Genomic DNA, 18,239 nt, shown 5'->3' with positions numbered 1-18,239 from the left:
CCCGCCTTCGACCCGGCCGACGCGCACGGCGAGCGGAGGGTCGGCCGGGCCGGCGCCGACCTGCTGGACCCGGACGAACCCGCCCGGGCCGCACGATGCTCTCCGGTACCGGCCGGCTCTGGCTCACAGGGTGCCGGGCCGTCGGCAACCACAGACGTCCCCGCCCCCTGCGATCGCTGCTCCCGCCGCTGTCAAGCCACGAACTCCCGAGACATGACCTGCGGCCCTCCGGTGATGTCTGGTGGAAGCCAGAGCTGCCGCACAGCGACCCGGGAGAGGTGAGTGGCGATGACTCCTCAGGACGAGCGGTGTGCGTCGACCCTGCGGGCGGTCAGGCGCTGGGTGGCCGCCGACCGGATTCCGGTGGAATCCGACGGCCTCGCCCTCGCCCGGTCCGTCAACGACCACGTGCGGCGCACGGGAAAGCACTTCCTGCCGCAGCGCATGCTGCTCCGCCTGAGCGAAATCCGCCGCAGGGATGCCGCAGACCTCCCTTTTCTCCACGCCTTTCTCGACTGCCTGCTCGACAAGCACGAAGGACGTTTTTGGAATCGCACCTATCTTTCACTTCCGATCCTGGAGCTCCTCCTGGACGAACGCAATTCCGGGGTGAGCGCGGACCGGATGTCCACCCTGCTCATGGCCGATGTCGTCCGTTTCGAGGCGGGGGCGGCGGGCGGTTCGCGGGAGGGGCCCGGCCGGGGCCGGCCGGACGCGGAGACGGTGAGCACCCGGCTGCGGCACGCTCTGCGGTTCGTCGCCCGGGGTGTCGGCGGATCGGCGGCCGAAGACCTGCCGTCACGCCTGGACGACACCTCCGGGGCGCGCATCGAGGAACTCGCCGGCCACCTGCCCCGGCCGCCGGCGACGGACGCCTGGGCGTGGTTCGACGTGACCGTCCAGCCGGTGTACGTACTGCACGACGAATACTTCTTCATCCGCATTCTCCAGGCCCATGAAATGCTTTTCACTGCGATGGCCGGCCATGTGAGATCGGCCGTTGCGGCATTGCGGGAAGGGAATCCGGAGAAAGGTGCCGAGCGAATAGACGACGCGGTCGCGATGTTCGAACGGGCCGCCGGGTTGTTCCGTACGGTCGCCACGATGCGCGCGGAACACTTCTCCGCTTTCCGCCACTACACCCAGGGTGCCAGTGCCATCCAGTCCGAACAGTACAAACGCTTCGAGAGCCTCTGCGGTGTGCCGCGCACCCCGCGTCTGCACTCGACCGCCTTCACGAGCGTCCCCGCCGTACGGGCCGAGGCACAGGACCCCGGCCACGACACCGTCGCCCGCGCCTACCTCGACCTCCGCCGCGAACGCGGCCCCGGCGGGGCGGCGTGGGGCCGCCTCGACGCCGCCCTCGGCCGGCTGGAGAGCCGGCACCAGCGGTGGAAGTCGGCCCATCGAGGCCTCGCCGCGCGCATGCTGGGCGACGCCCACGGATCGGGCTACACCGACGGCGTGCCCTACCTGACCGGGGCCCTGGACAACCGGCTCTTCTGGCAACTGCCCCTGCCCCGCTGAGCGGCGCGGGCTCCTCCAGGAACGCGGGGGCTGTCGAGGACGCGCTCGTGCACGCCTTCGGGCCCTTCTCCCTCGCCGGCAGCTCAGCCTGTACCGCGACCGGGCCGGTGCGGGCCGGGTGACGTCGGCGGGGCGTCGGACGTTGGTAGGGTCATGGAGGACGTACTGGACCTGCTCGACGCACTGCTCGACGGTGTCACGGAGCCCAGGCTGAAACTGATCGGCGCGGACGAGGCGAGGGCGCTGATCGTGCTGCTCGGCCTGCTTGAGGACGAGGGGCAGCCCGAGGAGGTCCGCCGAGCCGCCGGTGACATGCGATGCCGGATCAGCAGCCGTCTGGCCTGAGGCCACCGGCGTGTCTGCGGTGTTCCGGTCCGGCGGGGCGAGACGGGCGAGAGCGCGAGGGCCCACCGCGGGCACGCCCGGTCGCGTCGCCAGGCTTTTGGGCTCGAGGGTGGCGGCAGCGGCCGGGGCCTTCCTCGGGGAGGGGCCGCCCGAGATGCGGCTGCGGTTGGAGACGGAGTCCGGGGTTCAGGAGGTGACCGTGTACGCAGCGGCGGCCGGCGGATACGAAGCCCAGGAGGCCGCACTCTCCAGGGAACTGCTCGCCCGCTTCGTCGCCGGGACCGCAGACCCGCGCTCCCCCGCGGCGTGGGGCCGCGAGCACGCCTCGGAGGGCACACCCGAGCCCGCCGTCCGGGAAGCCCTGCTGAAGGCGTGGGCCCGGGAGCGGACCTGACCACCTCCCCGGTCGCGCCCCGGCCGGCACCGCAGCAACGGCACGGGCACTGGCCGTACCGGCACCCGTACAATGACAACAAGTTCCCGAACTGTCATCGCATTGTCGATCACTGGAGGGGTGTCCGGAGGGGTGTGACGTGTCGGAAGAGCTGGCGCTGCTGGTGGCGGACGTGTTCGAGGCCGCCGGACTGCTCCGCAGGATGGGGGAGGGCGTCGCAGCCGCCGAGGGGCAGACCCAGGCACGCTGGCAACTGCTCAGCGTGGTCTGCGAGGAGCCGCTGACCGTCGCACGGGCCGCCCGCCGCCTCGGAATCGCCCGCCAGGGAGTACAGCGGGTCGCCAACGACCTCGTCCGCGAAAACCTCGCCGGCTTCCATCCGAACCCGGACCACCGCGGATCACCGCTGCTGGCCCTCACCCCGCTCGGGCACGCCACACTGGCGCGGATCACCAGCCGCGCGAGCGCGATCCACCAGGTACTGACCGCCGACATCGACACGGCCGACATCGCCGCCGCGCGCAGCCTCCTGCACCGCCTGATCGACGAGGTGCACCGCTACGAGGAACAGGCCGCGGCCGACTGAGGCCTGCGGAAGCGGGCGGCGGGCGTGCCGACACGCCCGGGCCGGACAGACGTCGTTGCGCTCGGATGCCCGCCGTGACTGACTTGATCGACACACCGGACCACGACGGGGAGGCGAGCGCCATGGGTCTGAAGAAGGCGGTCTACGAGCAGGAGCTGCTGAGGCTGCAGACGGAACTGGCCAAGCTCCAGGAATGGGTGCGCACGCAGGGCGCCCGACTCGTCGTCATCTTCGAGGGACGCGACGCGGCGGGCAAAGGAGGAACGATCAAACGGGTCGCCGAGCACCTCAATCCGCGCGTGGCCCGCATCGCGGCCCTCCCGAAGCCGACGGAGCGCGAACGCGGCCAGTGGTACTTCCAGCGCTATGTGGAGCACCTGCCGGCCGCCGGCGAGATCGTGCTCTTCGACCGCAGCTGGTACAACCGCGCCGGCGTGGAGCACGTGATGGGCTTCTGCACCCCCGCGGAGCACCAGCGCTTCCTGCGCCAGTGCCCGGCCTTCGAGCGCATGCTGGTGGAGGACGGGATCCTGCTGCGCAAGTACTGGTTCTCCGTCAGCGACGCCGTCCAGGAGGAACGCTTCCGCCGCCGCACGCAGGACCCACTGCGGCGCTGGAAGCTCTCCCCGATGGACCTGGAGTCCCTCACCCGCTGGGAGGCGTACTCCCGGGCCAAGGACGAGATGCTCGTCCACACGGACACGGAGGACTGCCCCTGGTACGTGGTCGAGAGCGACGACAAGCGCAGGGCGAGACTCAACATGATCGCCCACCTGCTGTCCACGGTCCCGTACGAGGACGTGGCCCTGCCGTCGCTCGTCCTCCCGCCGCGGCCCCGTTCGACCGGCTACGTGCGCCCGCCCAAGGATCTCCAGAAGGCGGTCCCCGACCATGCGGCCACCCTCGCCGGCTAGCCGGCGACCGTACCGGGTTCCGGCGGGCTCCCGTTGCGCGGCGCCGCGCACGCACTGGTGGAGGGCCGCCACGTGCCGGCGGCTGGCCGGTCCCGCCCGCCCCCGAGCGTGGGGGACGCCCCGAGCGGAGTGCGACCGCGTCAGGGCGTCACCCGCCTCCGTGACGTCCTCGATCCGCCGGCGCCGCCCCAGGCGGATGTCCTCTTGCCGTCTGAAACCGTGCCTTGACGCGGGGGCGGTGGGGCGACAGCCTTGCCCGCAGTTACCGGTAGGTAGGGGCGAAGGGGCGGCCATGGACAGGGACGACGCGGAGCTGATGTTCCAGGGAGTCGAGCGGCAGGCCGAGCTGGTGCGCACCGGCAAGGTGACCTCCCGGGCCCTCGTCGAGGCCGCGCTGCGCCGGATCGAACGGCTCGACCCCGCCCTCGGAGCCTTCCGCGTCGTCCTCGCCGAGCAGGCACGCGCCGAGGCCGACGCCCGGGACGCGGACGCGGAGCCGGCGCGGGGCCCGCTCCACGGCGTGCCCGTAGCCGTCAAGGACGAGTTCGACGTCGCCGGGCAGGTCACCACCTTCGGCGGCGCCGCCAACCGCACCCCCGCCGCCGCCGATTCGGAGGCCGTGCGCCGCCTGCGTGCCGCCGGAGCCGTCGTCATCGGCAAGACGACGATGCCCGAGTTCGGCCAGTGGCCCTTCACCGAGTCCGACACCCACGGCACCGCCCACAACCCCTGGGACACCACCCGCACCCCCGGCGGCTCCAGCGGCGGCAGCGCCGCGGCCGTCGCGGCCGGACTCGTCGGGGCGGCGCTCGGCGGCGACGGCGGCGGATCCATCCGCATTCCGGCCGCCTGCTGCGGTCTGTTCGGCCTCAAACCGCAGCGCGGCCGGGTCTCCACCGCCCCCAACGCCCACCTCTGGTACGCCCTCGGCACCGTGGGACCGCTGACCCGCACCGTCCGTGACACCGCCCTCCTCTACGACGTCCTCGCCGGCACCACGCCCGCCGACCGCTGGAGCGCCCGCCCCGCCGCCACCGGCTGGCTCCGGGCCCTGGAGACCCCGCCCGGCCGACTGCGCATCGGCTACTGCGCCAAGTCCGCCGTACCCGGGGTGCGCCCGCATCCCGAGCACGTCGGAGCCCTGCTGGAGACCGTACGGGCGCTGCGGGAACTGGGCCACGACGTACGGGAGGTCAACCCCCGCTATCCGGACGCGACGGTCCCGTTCGCGGCGCAGTTCTGCGGTGGGGTGCGCGCGGAGGCTGCCGCCGTCGAACGTCCGGACCTGTTGGAGCCGCGCACCCGGAGCACCCTCGCGCTCGCCCGCCTGGTCCCCGAATCCGCCGTGGAACGCGGGATCCGGGCGGGAGAGCGGCTGGCGGAGCGCGCCGACCGGATGTTCACCTCGATGGACCTGCTGCTGACCCCGGTCGTCGCCGCCCGGCCGCGCCCGGTGGGCGCGCTGGACGGCGCGGGGCTGCTGACCGCGCTGGCGCGGTCACGCCCGATGGTCGCCTACACCGCGCTGTGGAACGTCACCGGACACCCGGCGGCCTCCGTACCCGCGGGCCTGGGCACGGACGGCCTGCCGCTCGCCGTGCAACTGGTGGGCCGCCGGGACGACGAGGTGTCCGTACTGCGGGTGGCGGCGCAGCTCGAGGAGGCCCGACCGTGGGCGGGGCGCCGCCCGCCGTCGGCAGCCTCCTGACGGCCGTGCGCGGGCGGGGCCGTGGACACGCGGACGCCTCCGCACGGGTACGGATACCCGTGCGGAGGCCTGCGTACGAAAGCTCCTCCGGCCGGCGCTATTTCACCGAGCCGGCCATCACGCCCTGGACGAAGTGCCGCTGGAAGGCGAAGAAGACGACCAGCGGGACCACCAGCGACAGGAACGCCCCCGGCGCGAGGACGCCGATGTTGCTGCCGAACTGCCGCATCTGGGACTGCAGCGCGACCGTGAGCGGCTGCGACCCGGTGTCCGCGAAGAGCAGGGCCACGAGCATGTCGTTCCAGACCCAGAGGAACTGGAAGATGGCCAGGCTCGCGATGGCCGGGCGGCCGAGCGGCAGCACGAGCCGGGAGAAGATCCGCCACTCGCTGCCGCCGTCCATCCGGGCGGCCTCCAGCATCTCGCGCGGGATCTCGGCGAAGTAGTTGCGCAGGAGGAAGATCGCGAACGGCAGTCCGTAGGCGACGTGGAAGAGGACGACGCCCGCGATCGTCCCGAACAGGCCCACCGCGCCGAAGAGTTTCGCCACCGGCAGCAGCCCGATCTGCACCGGGACCACGAGAAGTCCGACGACCACGAGGAAGACGCCGTCCCGGCCGGGGAATTCCAGCCAGGCGAAGGCGTATCCGGCGAGTGCCGCGATGCCGACGACCAGGACGGTGGTCGGCACGGAGATCAGGACGGTGTTCCAGAACGCCGCCCCGATGCCGGAATCGGCCAGCAGGGCCGTGTAGTTGTCCAGGGACAGCTGCGAGGGGTCGGCGAGCGCGGTCCACCAGCCGTCCGTGGCGCTGTCCTGTTCGGAGCGCAGCGAGGACAGGAGCAGGCCTGCCAGCGGTGTGATCCAGACGAGGGCGACCAGGATCAGGACGCCCTGGACGGCGGAGCTGCCCAGGAGGCGTGAGATCCGGTTTCCCCGGCGCCGTCCGGGCGCGGACGTGGGCGCGGAGGGCGATACGGACGGGGACGGGGGTGTCGGCGGGCCGCCGGGCCGGACCGCCGGCGTCCGCCGGGACGGGCCGTGCCGTTCGACGGTGCTGTGGCCGCTCATGCTCCACTCCTTCGGAAGCGCCGGACGTTGAAGATCATCGCCGGGACGACGAGCAGCAGGAGCACCATGCTGAGCGCGCTGCCGAGGCCCTGGTCGTTGCCGCCGCCGAAGGAGACCATCCACATCCGGGTGGCCAGGACGTTCGCCTCTTCCTGGACCGGTCCGGGCGCGATGATCCACACGAGGTCGAAGACCTTCATCACGTTGATCACGAGGGTCACGAAGACCACGGTGAGCACCGGCGCGAGCAGCGGCACGGTGATCTTGCGGAAGATCTGGCCCTCGGTGGCGCCGTCCATACGGGCCGCCTCCAGCGCGTCGCGCGGGATGGCGGCGAGGCCGGCGCCGATCAGGACCATCGAGAAGCCGGTCCAGACCCACAGGTAGGCGCCGATGATGGCGGGCGTCACCAGCGCCGGACCGAGCCAGTGCACGCCCTGGTAGGGGGCTTCGAAGTTGGCCGCGGGCAGGCGGACGGTGTAGTCGCCGTCGGCCAGCCCGGCGAACCGGAAGGAGCCGTCCGCGGCCGTGGTCGCGGTCGCGGCCACCCCGCCGTCCCGTACGGCCTCGACCGTCATGCCGGGCAGGCCCTTCTCGCCCGGGTCGACCGTGCCGGGCGTACCCGCCCCGCCGGGGGCGAAGTCGAGGTAGACGACGCCCCCGATCGCGTCCGCGCCGGGCGCGGCGCCCGCCGGGGCGGCAGGATCGGCCGCGGCCTTCGCGCCGGCCGGCATCGCTTCGGGAGCGACCCCGATGAATCCGAGGCCGATCGAGCTCCCGGGCCGTACGGTCGCCGCGGTGCTGTACGGTCCGCCCGCCCCGCCCGTCAGGCCGTGGCCCTCCCGGGCCCGGGCCGTGGGGTAGGCGGCGGCGTCGTCGAAGCCGTCGTGGACGGCGACGGCGGCGGCGTTGAGCACGCCCCGGTCCGGGTCCTGTTCGTAGGCGAGCCGGAAGATGATGCCCGCCGCGAGGAACGACACGGCCATCGGCAGGAAGAGCACCAGCTTGAACGCGGTCGCCCAGCGCACCTTCTCGGTGAGCACGGCGAGCATCAGCCCGAGTCCGGTGAGCAGGGTGGGGGCGACGACGACCCAGACGGCGCTGTTGCGGATCGCCTTGAGGGTGGCCGGGTCCTGCACGATCGCCGCGTAGTTGGCGGCTCCGACGAACCGGTCGCCGTCGGCGTCGAAGAGGCTGCGGCCGAAGGAGAAGAGGACGGGATAGACCACCAGCGCGCCCAGCAGCAGCAGGGCCGGCAGGACGAAGACCACCGCGAGGCGGCGCTTCCTGCGCTGGGCCCGGCGCCGCCCGTCGACCGCGGGGCGGCCGGTCGAGGGGCGGCCGGTGGCGGGGCGGTCGGTCATGGTGTCAGCCATGGCGGTGGCCTCAGTTCCCGTAGGCCTTGGCGGCCTCGGCCTCGAGCTTCGCGGCGGTGCCCTGCGGGTCGGAGGGGTCGCGCAGGAAGTCCTGGAGGAGCTTCCACTCGCCCGCGCCCTTCGTGCCGCCGAACGCGGCCGGGGCCTGGTCCGACATGTCGAAGCGGATCGAGTTGCCCGCCGCGATGAGCGAGTTGGCGGTGCTGCGCGTGGTGTCGTCGCTGTACTTGGCGAAGTCGACCTCGTTGTTCGGGGACAGGAAGCCGCCCGAGCCGGCCCAGACCTCGGCGGCTTCGGCACTTGCCAGGAACTCGACCAGCTTCATGCCGGCCTGGCCGTTCTTGCCGTCCTTCAGGACGACCGCCGCGTCACCGCCGCTGACGACCGGAGCCCGGCCGCCGTCGACCGAGGGGAACGGGAAGAACTTGGCGTCCTGCCCGAGCTTCTTGCCGAACTGCCCCTTGGCGACACCGCCGACGAAGTCGCCCTCGTAGACCATGCCCGCCTTGGGCTCCGGGCCGAAGACCTGCGCGACCGAGGTGGGGAAGTCGGTGCCCAGTGCCGCCTGGGCGCCGCCGGCGACGAGCTGCTTGTCCTTGAACAGCTCCCCGAGGGTGGTCAGGGCACGCACGACGCTCTCGTCGGTCCACTTCAGCTTGTGCTGGGCGAGCTGGTCGTACTTCTCCGGTCCGGCCTGGGAGAGGTAGATGTTCTCGAACCAGTCGGTGAGGGTCCAGCCGTCCTCGCCGGCTATGGCGAAGGCCGGGCGGCCGGAGTCCGCGAGGGTGCGGCCGGTCTTCAGCATGTCGCTGTAGCTCTTGGGCTCGGCGACGCCGGCCTGGGCGAAGGCCTCGGGTGCGTACCAGACCGTCGACTTGTGGGCGGCCTTGAAGTAGAGCCCGTAGTAGGTGCCGTCGACCGTGCCGTAGTTCTTCCACACGGGCGCGAGGGTGGACCCGGCGGTCTGGGCCGTCTGCTCGGACAGCGGCCGGAGCCAGCCCTCCTTCGCGAACTGCTGGAGCACGCCCACCTGCGGGACCATGACCACGTCGGGCGCGTTGCCGCCTTCGATCTTGCTTCCGACGAAGGTGGAGACGTTGTCCCCGGAGGGCACGAAGACAGTCTTGGCGCCGGTCTTCTGGGTGAAGGCGTCGAGGACCTTCTTGAAGCTCTCCTGTTCGGCGCCGGTCCAGACGCCCGCCACGGTGACGGTCTGGCCGCTGAGCCCGCCACCGCTCGCGGGTCCGGTGGCGCCGCCACAGGCGGTGGCGCCGAGGGCGAGGGCGAGGGCCGCGGTGGTGGTGGCGGCGCTGCGTCGGGTCGTCTTGCCGGGTCGTCGCATGACGGGTCCTTTCGGGGAGGTCCTGGGTGGGGAGGAGCTGCTCGGGGTCTGCGGGGTGAGAGGGCGGAGGGGTGGTCGCCGCCGGGTGCGGCTGAGGTGGCCAGGGCTGCGGGGGTTACGCCGGCCGGCGGGCTACGGCTGCGGGGCCGCCGGGCCGGGGGCCGGGAGTTCGCCCGCCCACCAGGCCGCGGTCGCGGCGGGGAGCACCCCGTCGGGACAGGGCCCGCTGGCGAGCAGCGGCGTACCGGCGACCGGTGCGGGCACCGGCTCCGTGCCGAAGTTGACGGCGCAGACCAGGCCCTCGCCGCGGGCGATGGCCAGTACCTGCGCGGGCGCGTCCAGCCAGCGCAGGGGGCCCTCGCCGAGCTGCGGCAGGGTGCGGCGCAGCTGGAGGCCGTCGCGGTAGAGGTGCCAGAAGGAGCGGGTGTCGGCCAGGGCGCGGTCGGTGGCGTGCTCGGCGAACCACTCGGGCTGCGGGAGCCACGGCTTGACGCCGGCGGTCTCCTGGCTGAAGCCGAAGGGGGAGGCGTGCCCGGACCAGGGCAGGGGCACGCGGCAGCCGTCCCGTACGTGCTTGCGGCTGCCGGTACGGCGGAAGATCGGGTCGGTGAGGACCTCGTCGGGCAGGTCGAGGACCTCGGGCAGGCCGAGCTCCTCGCCCTGGTACACGTAGGCGGCGCCGGGCAGGGCGAGCATGAGCAGGGCGGCGGCGCGGGCGCGGGCCGCTCCCAGTCCGCTGCCCTCGACGCCGGGCTCGCCCGCGTAGCGGGTGACCGTGCGGACCTGGTCGTGGTTGTTGAGGACCCAGGTCACGGTGGAGCCGGTACCGGCGATGTCGCGTATCGCCTCGGTGATCGTCGCGCGGAAGGCGCCGGCGTCCCAGGGGGCGCTGAGCAGGTCGAAGAAGAACGCCTGGTGCAGTTCGTCGGGGCGGACGTACTCGGCGTGCTCGCGCGCGGTGGGTACGGACACCTCGCCGACCAGCAGCCGCTCGTGACCGTCCCGGGCGGTGTACTCCTCGCAGACCGAGCGCCAGCGGCGCCACACGCCGTGCACCTCGGGCTGGTTCCAGGCCAGCTGGTTGACGGCGTCGCGGGCCCGCTCGTCCGCTCCGGGGTCGTCCGAGTCGGGCAGCTCGGGGTGCTTGAAGAGGCCGGCGGCGACGTCGATGCGGAACCCGTCGACGCCCCGGTCCAGCCAGAAGCGCAGCACGCGCTCGAAGTCGTCGCCCACGACCGGGTCGCGCCAGTTCAGGTCCGGCTGCTCGGGCGTGAACAGGTGCAGGTACCACTCCCCGGGAGTGCCGTCGGCCGCCGTGGTCCGGCTCCAGGCCGGGCCGCCGAACATGGCGCGCCAGTTGTTGGGCGGCTCCTCGCCCTCCGGGCCGCGCCCCGGAGCGAAGTGGAAGCGGGAGCGGGCCGCGCTGCCCGGCGCCGCGGCGAGCGCTTCGCGGAACCACGGGTGCTCGCTGGAGCAGTGGTTGGGGACGATGTCGAGCAGCAGCCTGAGGCCGAGCCGGTGGGCGTCGGCCACCAGCCGGTCGAACTCGGCGAGGTCGCCGTAGACCGGGTCGACACCGCAGTAGTCGGCCACGTCGTAGCCGTGGTCGTGCTGCGGCGACGGGTAGAAGGGGCTGAGCCAGATGCCGTCGACACCGAGCTTCCTGAGGTAGGGGAGCCCGGCGCGTACGCCGGCGAGGTCGCCCACGCCGTCCCCGGTGCTGTCGAGGAAGCTGCGGACGTAGACCTGGTAGATCACCGCGTCGCGCCACCAGGGGGCGGAAGGGGCGGCGCTGCGGGAGGGGTGACCGGTACCGGCCGGAAGGGTGCTGAGCATCTCGCGTCGACCTGTCTCTGAATGCGAGAGCGCCCTGGATCAGGTGCGCTGTTATGCATGCATGTTAAGTAGCGGCGACCGGAAGGTGTCAACGATGTGTCCAGAAACAGGCGAAAGCTGGGGTGGTTTGTCCGCCAATGACCGGGTGCGCGAAAGAGGGCTTCTACTTAACATGTAAGTAGGAGCCCTCGGGGAGGTGCAGAAGTGCGAGGTGGAGAAGTGCGATCAGCCCGTACGGGAAATGGTCCCGAGCTCGCGCGTCAGCCGCGCCACCGCCTCCTCGGGCGTCTGGCGCAACGCCATCACGTCCTGGCCCACGGCCTGGACGGCGAGGCTCACCTGGTCGTAGCGCGGGCTCTTGGGGCGCGGCACCGCCGACAGCACGCTCTCGCGCAGGGTCGGCAGGTACGGATACGCACGCACCAGCTCGGGATCCTCGTACAGTGCGGCGCGCACCGGTGGCAGCGAGCCCTCGGTGAGGACCCGCCGCTGCACCCGTTCACTGGTGAGGTAGGAGATCAGGTCGGCCGCCGAAGCGGGATGCCGCGCATGGCGGCTGACGGCGAGGTTGGATCCGCCCAGCACACTGGTGCCGGGCCCGTCGGCGCCCGGCAGCGGTACGGCACCGAACCGGCCCGCGACCTTCGACCCCGCCGCGCTCGCGTCCGCGTACACGTAGGGCCAGTTCCGCAGGAACAGCAGTCGGCCGTCCTGGAACGCCTTGCGGGACTCCTCCTCCTTGTAGCCGAGGGCCTCGCGGGAGATCCAGCCCTCCCGCACCCCGTCCGCGAGGAACCGCAGCCCGGCCCGCGCGCCGTCGGAGTCCACGGTGACGCGGGCGCCGTCGTCGCGCAGGATCGAACCGCCCGCCGAGTGCACGGCCTCGGTGACGTTGACGGTGAGCCCCTCGTACGGGAGGAACTGCCCGGCGTAGCCGTCCAGCCCGTGCCGCGGGGCGACCGTACGCGCCTGACGGGCCAGTTCGGACCAGGTCCGCGGCGGCTGCTCGCCCGCCAGGTCCAGGACGTCCTTGCGGTAGTACAGCAGGCCGGCGTTCGTGACGTACGGGACCGCGTACAGCCGTCCTTCGAAGGTCGCCGTGTCCACGACCGGCCGCAGGAAGGCGTCCAGCGGGAACCGGCGCCGGTCGAGTGGCGCGATCCATCCGGCGGCCGCGAACTCGGACGTCCAGGCGACGTCGATGTTCAGCACGTCGAACCGGTCGCGGCCCGATCTCAGTTCGCTGATCATCTGGGCCCGGGTCTCGTCGGCCGAGTCGGGCAGCTCGACGAGCGTCACCCGCTCGTCGGGACGGCTCGCGTTCCAGTCGTCGAGGAGCGGACCGAGGTAGTCGGTCAGATCACCCGCCGTCACGAGGGTCAGGGGGCCGCGGGCGTCGGAGGCCGCGGCGCCCGCGTCGGGACGCACGCCGAGACCGGCATACCCCGCCAGCACGACCGCCACCACCAGGAGAGCTCTACCCGCGGCACGCATCCACCGCATAGATTCCTCCCAGAAACACGATCCGGCTGCACTGCCGACCATCGTGGCCTATATATACCCGTTAGGCATGAGCGATACTAGACGTCCAGGCAGACGGGGCGGACGTCGGCGACATCCGGCCGGACGCCAGTGAACGGTTGACTACGGAGGGGAAGGAGGGGGGGCGAGTGCGGCTGGCGCTCCTTGCGCTCCTCACCCGTAGCCCTGCGCACGGTTACGAGCTCAAGCAGGACCTTGAGAAGCTCCTGGGCGCCGCGTACCCTCAGCCGAACGTCGGCCAGATCTACGTCACCCTCGGCCGGCTCGAGAAGAGCGGCCTGATCGAGGGCGAGGACGTCGAACAGTCGGGCCGCCCCAACAAACGCACATACAAACTGACGGACGCCGGGCGCGAAGCCGTCACGGCGTGGTTCGAGGAAACAGCCGAGGAACCCCGGGTACGGGACGAGTTCTTCATGAAACTGGCGCTCGCACCGCAGTCGGGTCTGGCCGACCCGATCGCCCTGATCAACAAACAGCGGCGCCAGTACCTCAACACCATGCGGGACCTGTCGAAGCTGGCCGCTGCCGAAGACCGCGACAACAAGATCTCCCAACTGCTGATCGAGGGCGCCATGCTGCACCTGCAGGCCGACCTCGACTGGCTGGAACGCTGTCAGGAGGAGCTGGAATGAGCGCCGACGCCACCGCCGCTCCAGCCGTGCCACCCGCCGCCCGCCCCGCCGTGCCCATCGTCCGCGCCGAGGGACTGACCAAGACGCACCACGGCGAAGGCGCGCCGGTGCCCGCCGTCCGGGGCGTGGACCTGTCCGTCCAGCCCGGCGAGTTCGTCGCCGTCACCGGACCGTCCGGAGCCGGCAAGTCCACGCTGCTGCACCTGATCGGCGGCCTCCAGCGGCCCGACGGCGGCAAGCTGTGGCTCGACGGGGAACGGGTCGACGCGTACCGCGAGGCCCGCTGGGCCGTGCTGCGGCGCCGCAGCATCGGCGTCGTCTTCCAGTTCTTCAACCTCGTCTCCAACCTCACCGTCGCCGACAACGTCGAACTGCCCGCCCTCCTCGCCGGCGTCTCCCCGAAGGCGGCCCGCGACTCCCGCGCCGAACTGCTCGCCGAACTCGGACTCGAAGGGCGCGAGCGGTCCATGCCCGGCGAGCTGTCCGGCGGCGAACAGCAGCGGGTCGCGCTCGCCCGCGCCCTGGTCAACCACCCGCGGCTGCTGCTCGCCGACGAACCCGCCGGCAGCCTCGACAGCAAGGGCACCCGCGAGGTGCTGCGGCTGCTCACCCGGTTCCACCAGCGCGGCCAGACGATCATGATGGTCACGCACGACGCCCGGATGGCCAGCGCCGCCGACCGCGTCATCAGCTTCTTCGACGGTCGAATAGCCGACGATGCACAGCTCGGCGGCGGGCCTCCCGGCCCGGCCGGCGGCGTCCGCGGCGTACTCGAACTGAAGGAGTGACCGTGCGGGCCACCCTGCGCTGGGCGCAGGCCGACTTCCGCGCACACCGCGGCGAAGCCCTCTTCGTGGTCCTGGCCAGCGCCGGGGTCATCGCCTCGCTCCTGCTGGCCGGCGCGCTGTTCGGCTACGCCGCGAACCCCTGGCAGCGGGTCTTCAACCAGTCCCACGGCGCCCACATCTGGCTGCACACCCGCGCCGGTGCGGACACGGACGCCCTGTCCCGGGTGGAGGGGGTCGCGGCGCTGTCGGGGCCCCACCGCACGGCGGCGACCACGGTCGAGTCCCGCGGCGCCCGCGCCGGCGTGACGCTCCGCGCGGCGTCGGTGGAGCCACCGCAGACCGGACGGCCGCTCGTCGGCGCGGGCACCTGGCTCGAGGCGCCGGACGAAGACCCCGCCGGCGGCGCAGGTACGGGCGCAGGCTCGGGCTCGGGTGAGGGTGCCGGCTCCGTCGTGCTGGAGACCTCGGTCGCCCGGGCCCTCTGGGCGGAGCCCGGCGACACCGTACGCGTGACCGGCCCGGACGGCGCCCCGCACCTGCTGCGGGTGAGCGGGACCGCCGACGTCGCCGAACCCCGCTACCAGCCCGGCGGCGCCGCGGGCATCGGCTGGGTGCTCCCCGCCACGCTCGAGGAGATCGCCCGGGGGGACACCGGGCAGAGCGTCGGGCTGCGCCTGGAGGACCCGGACGACACGGACTTCATCGTCCAGCGCGCCGTCACCGTGCTGGGCGCCGACCGGGTGGCCGAGGTCACCAAGTGGCAGCAGGCCCGCGCCGACGCGGGCGGCGACGACCGCCTCCTGGGCGCGATGTTCGCCGTCTTCGGACTCGGCGCCCTCCTCGCGGCCGCGCTGGCCGCGTCCGGGGCGATCGGCGCCCGTGTCCGCGGGCAGCTCCGCGACATCGCCGTCCTCAAGGCCATCGGCTTCACCCCGGGCCAGGTCGCCCGCGGCTTCCTCGTGCAGCACCTGGCCTTCGCGCTCCTCGGCGTGGCCCTCGGCACCACGGCGATCGCCCTGCTCGGCGCCCGGATACCCGGCCGGGTCGGGGAGGCGGCCGCCGTGTGGCAGGACCTGCCCGGCCACACCGCCCTGATGATCGGCATCCCCGCCGGCGCGGTACTGCTGATCGCTGCCTCCACCGGCCTCTCCGCCTGGCGGGCCGGACGGGTGCCCCCGGTGCCGGTGGCCCGGGCCGCGCTGCCGTCCGCCGCGCCGATGACCGCGCTCGGGAAGCGGGCGCTCGGCATGCGGGTACCGCCCGCCCTCGTCCTGGGATGGCGCGCGGCGTTCCCCCGGCGCGGCCGGACCCTGGTACCGGTGGCCCGGCTCGCGCTGCCCCTGGTGCTCATCACGGTCGCCCTCGTCGCCTGGTCGACCCTGGACCAGTTCCGCAGCCGCCCCGCGCAGATGGGCCTGGCCGCGGCACTGACCGTACGGGCCGAGCAGCCCGCCGGGCTGTCGGACACGGAGCTGGAGAGGACCCTCGGGGCCGTCCCGGACATCGAGGCCGTCCATCCGGGCGCGGAGATGGCGGCGCTCGTCCCCGGCCAGACCGGCACCATCACCCTGCGCGGCCTCGGCACGGCCCGGCAGCCCTATCCCTCCGCGGTGGTGGAGGGGCGCGCGATCGCCGGACCCGACGAGGCGGTCGCCGGCCAGGGGCTGCTGGACCTCCTCGGCGTACGGGTCGGCGACTGGGTACGGATGACGGTCGGCGGACGGCCGCAGATCCTCCACCTCGTCGGCCGGACCATCGAGCCCGAATCCGGCGGCCGGGTGATCACCACGACCGTCGACGCCCTGCGTGAGCGCGACCCGCAGCTGCGTCCCGCCTACCACGCCCTGGAACTGCGCGACGGGGCCGACCCCCGGGCCGTGAGCGGCGCACTCGCCACGGCCGCCGGCGGCACCCTCGAGATCCGCGAGACACCCAACCCGGCCGACCGGCTGGAACCGGCGCGCGGGGTGATCGGCGCGCTGATCGCCGTACTGGCCCTCATCGGACTGATCGAACTGCTGACCCTGATCGGCACGGGCGTACGCGACCGGGGGCGCGACCTGCTCGCACTGAAGGCGATCGGGCTCACGCCCCGGCAGATCGGCGCGATGATCGTGACGGCCGCCGGCCTGACGGCGCTCGTGGCCGCACTGGCGGGCACGGCCCTGGGCGTCCTGGCCGGCACCTGGCTGGTGGACACCCAGGGCGCATCAAGTGGCATCGGCGCCGGGATCGCCCAACTGCCGCCGATCCCGGTGCTGTTGACGGTGACAGCCGCGGCGGTGCTGGGCGCGGTGGCGGCGGCGGCACTACCGGCGACCCGGACGGCCCGGCGCCGCCTGGCGGATTCGCTCAGCGAAACCCTCTGACCCGGCGCGCGCCCTACAGCCGTCCTCCGGCCGTCCACAGGCGTGACATCGCATCGGCCAGGGCGGGGTACCGGGCGGCCTCGCAGAGCATTTCCGACAGCACGAGCATTCCGTAAGCGGTGCTGCGCGGATCGTCGTTGCGGTGCAGCCGGATGACGGCGAGGCTCAAGTACCGCCGCCCCAGCATGATCCCGGCGCGCCGGACGGCGGCGGCCGCCTCGAGGTCGGAGCGGTTCCCGCTGAACGGCAGGGTTTCCGTCCGGTCGATGCCCTGCGGTGCCACCGCGTCCCGCACGCGGTGCAAGGACGCCTGCGGAGGGGTTCGGCCGTTCTCGACGAGGCTGCGGAAACCCGCGATACGCAGGCTCGTGTTGCGCGGCCGCAGCTCGATGAACAGCTCGATGAACAGACCCCGGAGCGTGATGTGGAGGGGGAGATGGGGCATCTCCCCTTCCTTGCGCCCGGCTCCGCCGAAGAATCCCTGCGCGTCTTCCGCCTTCGCGCGGATGGTGGACGTCAGGGACCGGTATTCGTGGGCCGAGGCCTGCGCCGGGGAGAACAGGATGGGCATCAGCATGGCCGGCCTGCCAGGGGAGAGGTCCGGGACCCGGACTTGTCGCAAGTGGTCCGACCGCAATCGCTTGGGCTGGACTCACGCATACGCTCACCACCTTCGCCATCATTCCGACCACTGACGGGCTCCTTACCCTCATCGGGGGTCGGATTCGGTCCGATGCGATCCTTTGTAGTCCGCCGGGTAGAGGCCGTGAGAATTGTTGGCTTCCAGTGCTAAGAAATTATGAATGCCGGTGACAGGCCTTGTTCGCGATGCGCCATCCGTCGTCGACGAGGACCAGTAGGCCCCCGGCCGGCCGGTCGGCGGATGTCCGGGCTCGGCAGCAAGGCGGCCGCGGGACCCGCCGTGATCACTGCCGCTGCCTGAGCGGCCGACCGGCACACGTGAGCGGGAGGCCCCGCGACGCGGGGCCTCCCGTGTTCGCCGCGGCTCGGTTCAGCGCGCCAGGGTGTAGGCGGCCGGCTCGGACTTGTAGGGCGCGAAGCCGGCGTTCTCCTTGCAGCCGAGCTGCTCCCACGTCTTCTCGTTGGTGACGGGGTCGGTGCCGGTCAGCCGGTACTTGCACGCCCCCTTGATGAAGTTGCCGTCGACGCCGCCGGGGAAGTCGATCTCCTTGTTCCACAGGTACGGCGACTGGTAGTTGTTCACCCGCGCCGTCGCGTTCACGTCGATGCCGCCGGGCGCGTAGATCTCGTACACCCAGCCGGTCTGCTCCGCGCCGTACGTGGCGAACCTCTTCGCCACCGATACGTCGCAGCTGGTGCTGAGGTGGGCACTGAGCTGGCCCCCTCCCTTGACGATGTACTCCGCCAACGGGGTGAGCTGGTCGCCGCGAGGGGTGAAGCCGGTCCGGAAGATCTCCTCGACGGTCTCCCGGGTGTCGCCGCGCCACAGCGTGTTGACGTCATTGCGCCACTGCCAGCGCTCGCTGGACGCCTGGGCCGCGACCGAGCGGGCGATCTGCGGAATCGTGGTGGTGCGCCACCAGTCGATGGCGCGGTATTCGACGACCGGTCCACAGGGGGCGGTGGTCTCGTCCTCCGCCGCGGGCGCGGCTGCGGCGGACGGCGTGACGGCGGCGGAGAGCAGGAACGAGGCGGCGAGGACTCGGAGAGCGACCTTCAGCATGACATGACGACCCATCAGTCAAACGGTGGGGTAAACGACATCCCCTGTATATAGAGAGGGCGCGGACGGCCGGGCACGGGCGGGCGGATGATCCACTCGC

General features: G+C 72.5%; 16 protein-coding genes. 9 read left to right on the top strand and 7 right to left on the bottom strand.

What is annotated here, in order from left to right; all coding sequences use genetic code 11:
- The first annotated feature begins 288 nt into the window (after positions 1-288).
- From AVW11_RS10180 to AVW11_RS10155, 6 genes are all read left to right on the top strand, one after another.
- The gene (locus AVW11_RS10180; protein WP_076043806.1) at positions 289-1,527 is read left to right on the top strand and encodes a tryptophan 2,3-dioxygenase family protein; all 1,239 of its coding nucleotides are present in this window, start codon (positions 289-291) and stop codon (positions 1,525-1,527) included.
- 153 nt (positions 1,528-1,680) lie between these two features.
- On the top strand, positions 1,681-1,872 hold the full coding sequence (locus AVW11_RS10175; protein WP_076043805.1) for a hypothetical protein: 192 nt from the start codon (positions 1,681-1,683) through the stop codon (positions 1,870-1,872).
- Between the two features lie 193 nt (positions 1,873-2,065).
- A complete protein-coding gene (locus AVW11_RS10170; RefSeq protein ID WP_143568828.1) occupies positions 2,066-2,266 on the top strand; it encodes a hypothetical protein in 201 nt (66 codons plus the stop codon).
- A 139-nt stretch (positions 2,267-2,405) separates the two neighbouring features.
- Positions 2,406-2,852, top strand: a complete 447-nt coding sequence (locus AVW11_RS10165) for a MarR family winged helix-turn-helix transcriptional regulator (protein WP_060178684.1) — start codon at positions 2,406-2,408, stop codon at positions 2,850-2,852.
- A 122-nt stretch (positions 2,853-2,974) separates the two neighbouring features.
- Complete coding sequence (gene ppk2 / locus AVW11_RS10160) at positions 2,975-3,766, top strand: polyphosphate kinase 2 (RefSeq protein WP_030844777.1); 792 nt, start codon at positions 2,975-2,977, stop codon at positions 3,764-3,766.
- Between the two features lie 292 nt (positions 3,767-4,058).
- Positions 4,059-5,474: an amidase gene (locus tag AVW11_RS10155; protein ID WP_076043803.1), complete on the top strand. Its 1,416-nt coding sequence runs from the start codon at positions 4,059-4,061 to the stop codon at positions 5,472-5,474.
- A gap of 97 nt (positions 5,475-5,571) precedes the next feature.
- Here AVW11_RS10155 and AVW11_RS10150 read toward each other — a convergent pair whose 3' ends face one another.
- From AVW11_RS10150 to AVW11_RS10130, 5 genes are all read right to left on the bottom strand, one after another.
- Entirely contained in the window at positions 5,572-6,546 is a 975-nt protein-coding gene (locus AVW11_RS10150) for a carbohydrate ABC transporter permease (RefSeq protein WP_079250577.1), read from the bottom strand.
- A complete protein-coding gene (locus AVW11_RS10145) occupies positions 6,543-7,910 on the bottom strand; it encodes an ABC transporter permease (RefSeq protein ID WP_076043823.1) in 1,368 nt (455 codons plus the stop codon). Before AVW11_RS10145 ends, AVW11_RS10150 begins: the two co-directional genes overlap by 4 nt.
- A gap of 22 nt (positions 7,911-7,932) precedes the next feature.
- Positions 7,933-9,264 carry an ABC transporter substrate-binding protein gene (locus tag AVW11_RS10140; RefSeq protein ID WP_030844786.1) on the bottom strand — a complete coding sequence of 444 codons (1,332 nt, stop codon included), beginning with the start codon at positions 9,262-9,264 and terminating at the stop codon, positions 7,933-7,935.
- 132 nt (positions 9,265-9,396) lie between these two features.
- Positions 9,397-11,100 (bottom strand): glycoside hydrolase family 13 protein, encoded by a 1,704-nt coding sequence (locus AVW11_RS10135; protein ID WP_079070615.1) that lies wholly within the window; start codon positions 11,098-11,100, stop codon positions 9,397-9,399.
- 225 nt (positions 11,101-11,325) lie between these two features.
- A complete protein-coding gene (locus AVW11_RS10130; protein WP_076043802.1) occupies positions 11,326-12,603 on the bottom strand; it encodes an ABC transporter substrate-binding protein in 1,278 nt (425 codons plus the stop codon).
- Between the two features lie 167 nt (positions 12,604-12,770).
- Between AVW11_RS10130 and AVW11_RS10125 the strand changes: the two genes are divergently transcribed.
- Genes AVW11_RS10125 through AVW11_RS10115 form a run of 3 tightly spaced genes read left to right on the top strand, consistent with a single transcriptional unit; the run spans position 12,771 to position 16,434 of the window.
- Positions 12,771-13,277 carry a PadR family transcriptional regulator gene (locus AVW11_RS10125; RefSeq protein WP_030844793.1) on the top strand — a complete coding sequence of 169 codons (507 nt, stop codon included), beginning with the start codon at positions 12,771-12,773 and terminating at the stop codon, positions 13,275-13,277.
- Positions 13,274-14,065, top strand: a complete 792-nt coding sequence (locus AVW11_RS10120) for an ABC transporter ATP-binding protein (RefSeq protein ID WP_051699954.1) — start codon at positions 13,274-13,276, stop codon at positions 14,063-14,065. The genes AVW11_RS10125 and AVW11_RS10120 overlap by 4 nt, the downstream gene beginning before the upstream one ends.
- Before the next feature lie 2 nt (positions 14,066-14,067).
- Positions 14,068-16,434: an ABC transporter permease gene (locus AVW11_RS10115; RefSeq protein WP_076043801.1), complete on the top strand. Its 2,367-nt coding sequence runs from the start codon at positions 14,068-14,070 to the stop codon at positions 16,432-16,434.
- A 13-nt stretch (positions 16,435-16,447) separates the two neighbouring features.
- Here the strand turns inward: AVW11_RS10115 and AVW11_RS10110 are convergent, their stop codons facing one another.
- Both AVW11_RS10110 and AVW11_RS10105 read right to left on the bottom strand, forming a co-directional pair.
- Positions 16,448-17,011 (bottom strand): ribosome-inactivating family protein, encoded by a 564-nt coding sequence (locus AVW11_RS10110; protein WP_030844801.1) that lies wholly within the window; start codon positions 17,009-17,011, stop codon positions 16,448-16,450.
- A gap of 435 nt (positions 17,012-17,446) precedes the next feature.
- The gene (locus AVW11_RS10105; protein WP_037833077.1) at positions 17,447-18,154 is read right to left on the bottom strand and encodes a scabin-related ADP-ribosyltransferase; all 708 of its coding nucleotides are present in this window, start codon (positions 18,152-18,154) and stop codon (positions 17,447-17,449) included.
- Positions 18,155-18,239: the final 85 nt, after the last annotated feature.

Source organism: Streptomyces amritsarensis, from assembly GCF_001953875.1.
GTDB classification, from domain to species: domain Bacteria; phylum Actinomycetota; class Actinomycetes; order Streptomycetales; family Streptomycetaceae; genus Streptomyces; species Streptomyces amritsarensis.
The sequence above is the reverse complement of the archived record's forward strand: the minus strand, read 5'-3'. Positions and strand labels throughout refer to the sequence as shown.

Coding starts and splice junctions, on each gene's coding strand:
- AVW11_RS10180 (WP_076043806.1), top strand. CDS start 289: ATGACTCCTCAGGACGAGCGGTGTGCGTCGACCCTGCGGGCGGTCAGG.
- AVW11_RS10175 (WP_076043805.1), top strand. CDS start 1,681: ATGGAGGACGTACTGGACCTGCTCGACGCACTGCTCGACGGTGTCACG.
- ppk2 (WP_030844777.1), top strand. CDS start 2,975: ATGGGTCTGAAGAAGGCGGTCTACGAGCAGGAGCTGCTGAGGCTGCAG.
- AVW11_RS10155 (WP_076043803.1), top strand. CDS start 4,059: ATGGACAGGGACGACGCGGAGCTGATGTTCCAGGGAGTCGAGCGGCAG.
- AVW11_RS10150 (WP_079250577.1), bottom strand. CDS start 6,546: ATGAGCGGCCACAGCACCGTCGAACGGCACGGCCCGTCCCGGCGGACG.
- AVW11_RS10145 (WP_076043823.1), bottom strand. CDS start 7,910: ATGACCGACCGCCCCGCCACCGGCCGCCCCTCGACCGGCCGCCCCGCG.
- AVW11_RS10140 (WP_030844786.1), bottom strand. CDS start 9,264: ATGCGACGACCCGGCAAGACGACCCGACGCAGCGCCGCCACCACCACC.
- AVW11_RS10135 (WP_079070615.1), bottom strand. CDS start 11,100: ATGCTCAGCACCCTTCCGGCCGGTACCGGTCACCCCTCCCGCAGCGCC.
- AVW11_RS10130 (WP_076043802.1), bottom strand. CDS start 12,603: ATGCGGTGGATGCGTGCCGCGGGTAGAGCTCTCCTGGTGGTGGCGGTC.
- AVW11_RS10120 (WP_051699954.1), top strand. CDS start 13,274: ATGAGCGCCGACGCCACCGCCGCTCCAGCCGTGCCACCCGCCGCCCGC.
- AVW11_RS10110 (WP_030844801.1), bottom strand. CDS start 17,011: ATGCTGATGCCCATCCTGTTCTCCCCGGCGCAGGCCTCGGCCCACGAA.
- AVW11_RS10105 (WP_037833077.1), bottom strand. CDS start 18,154: ATGGGTCGTCATGTCATGCTGAAGGTCGCTCTCCGAGTCCTCGCCGCC.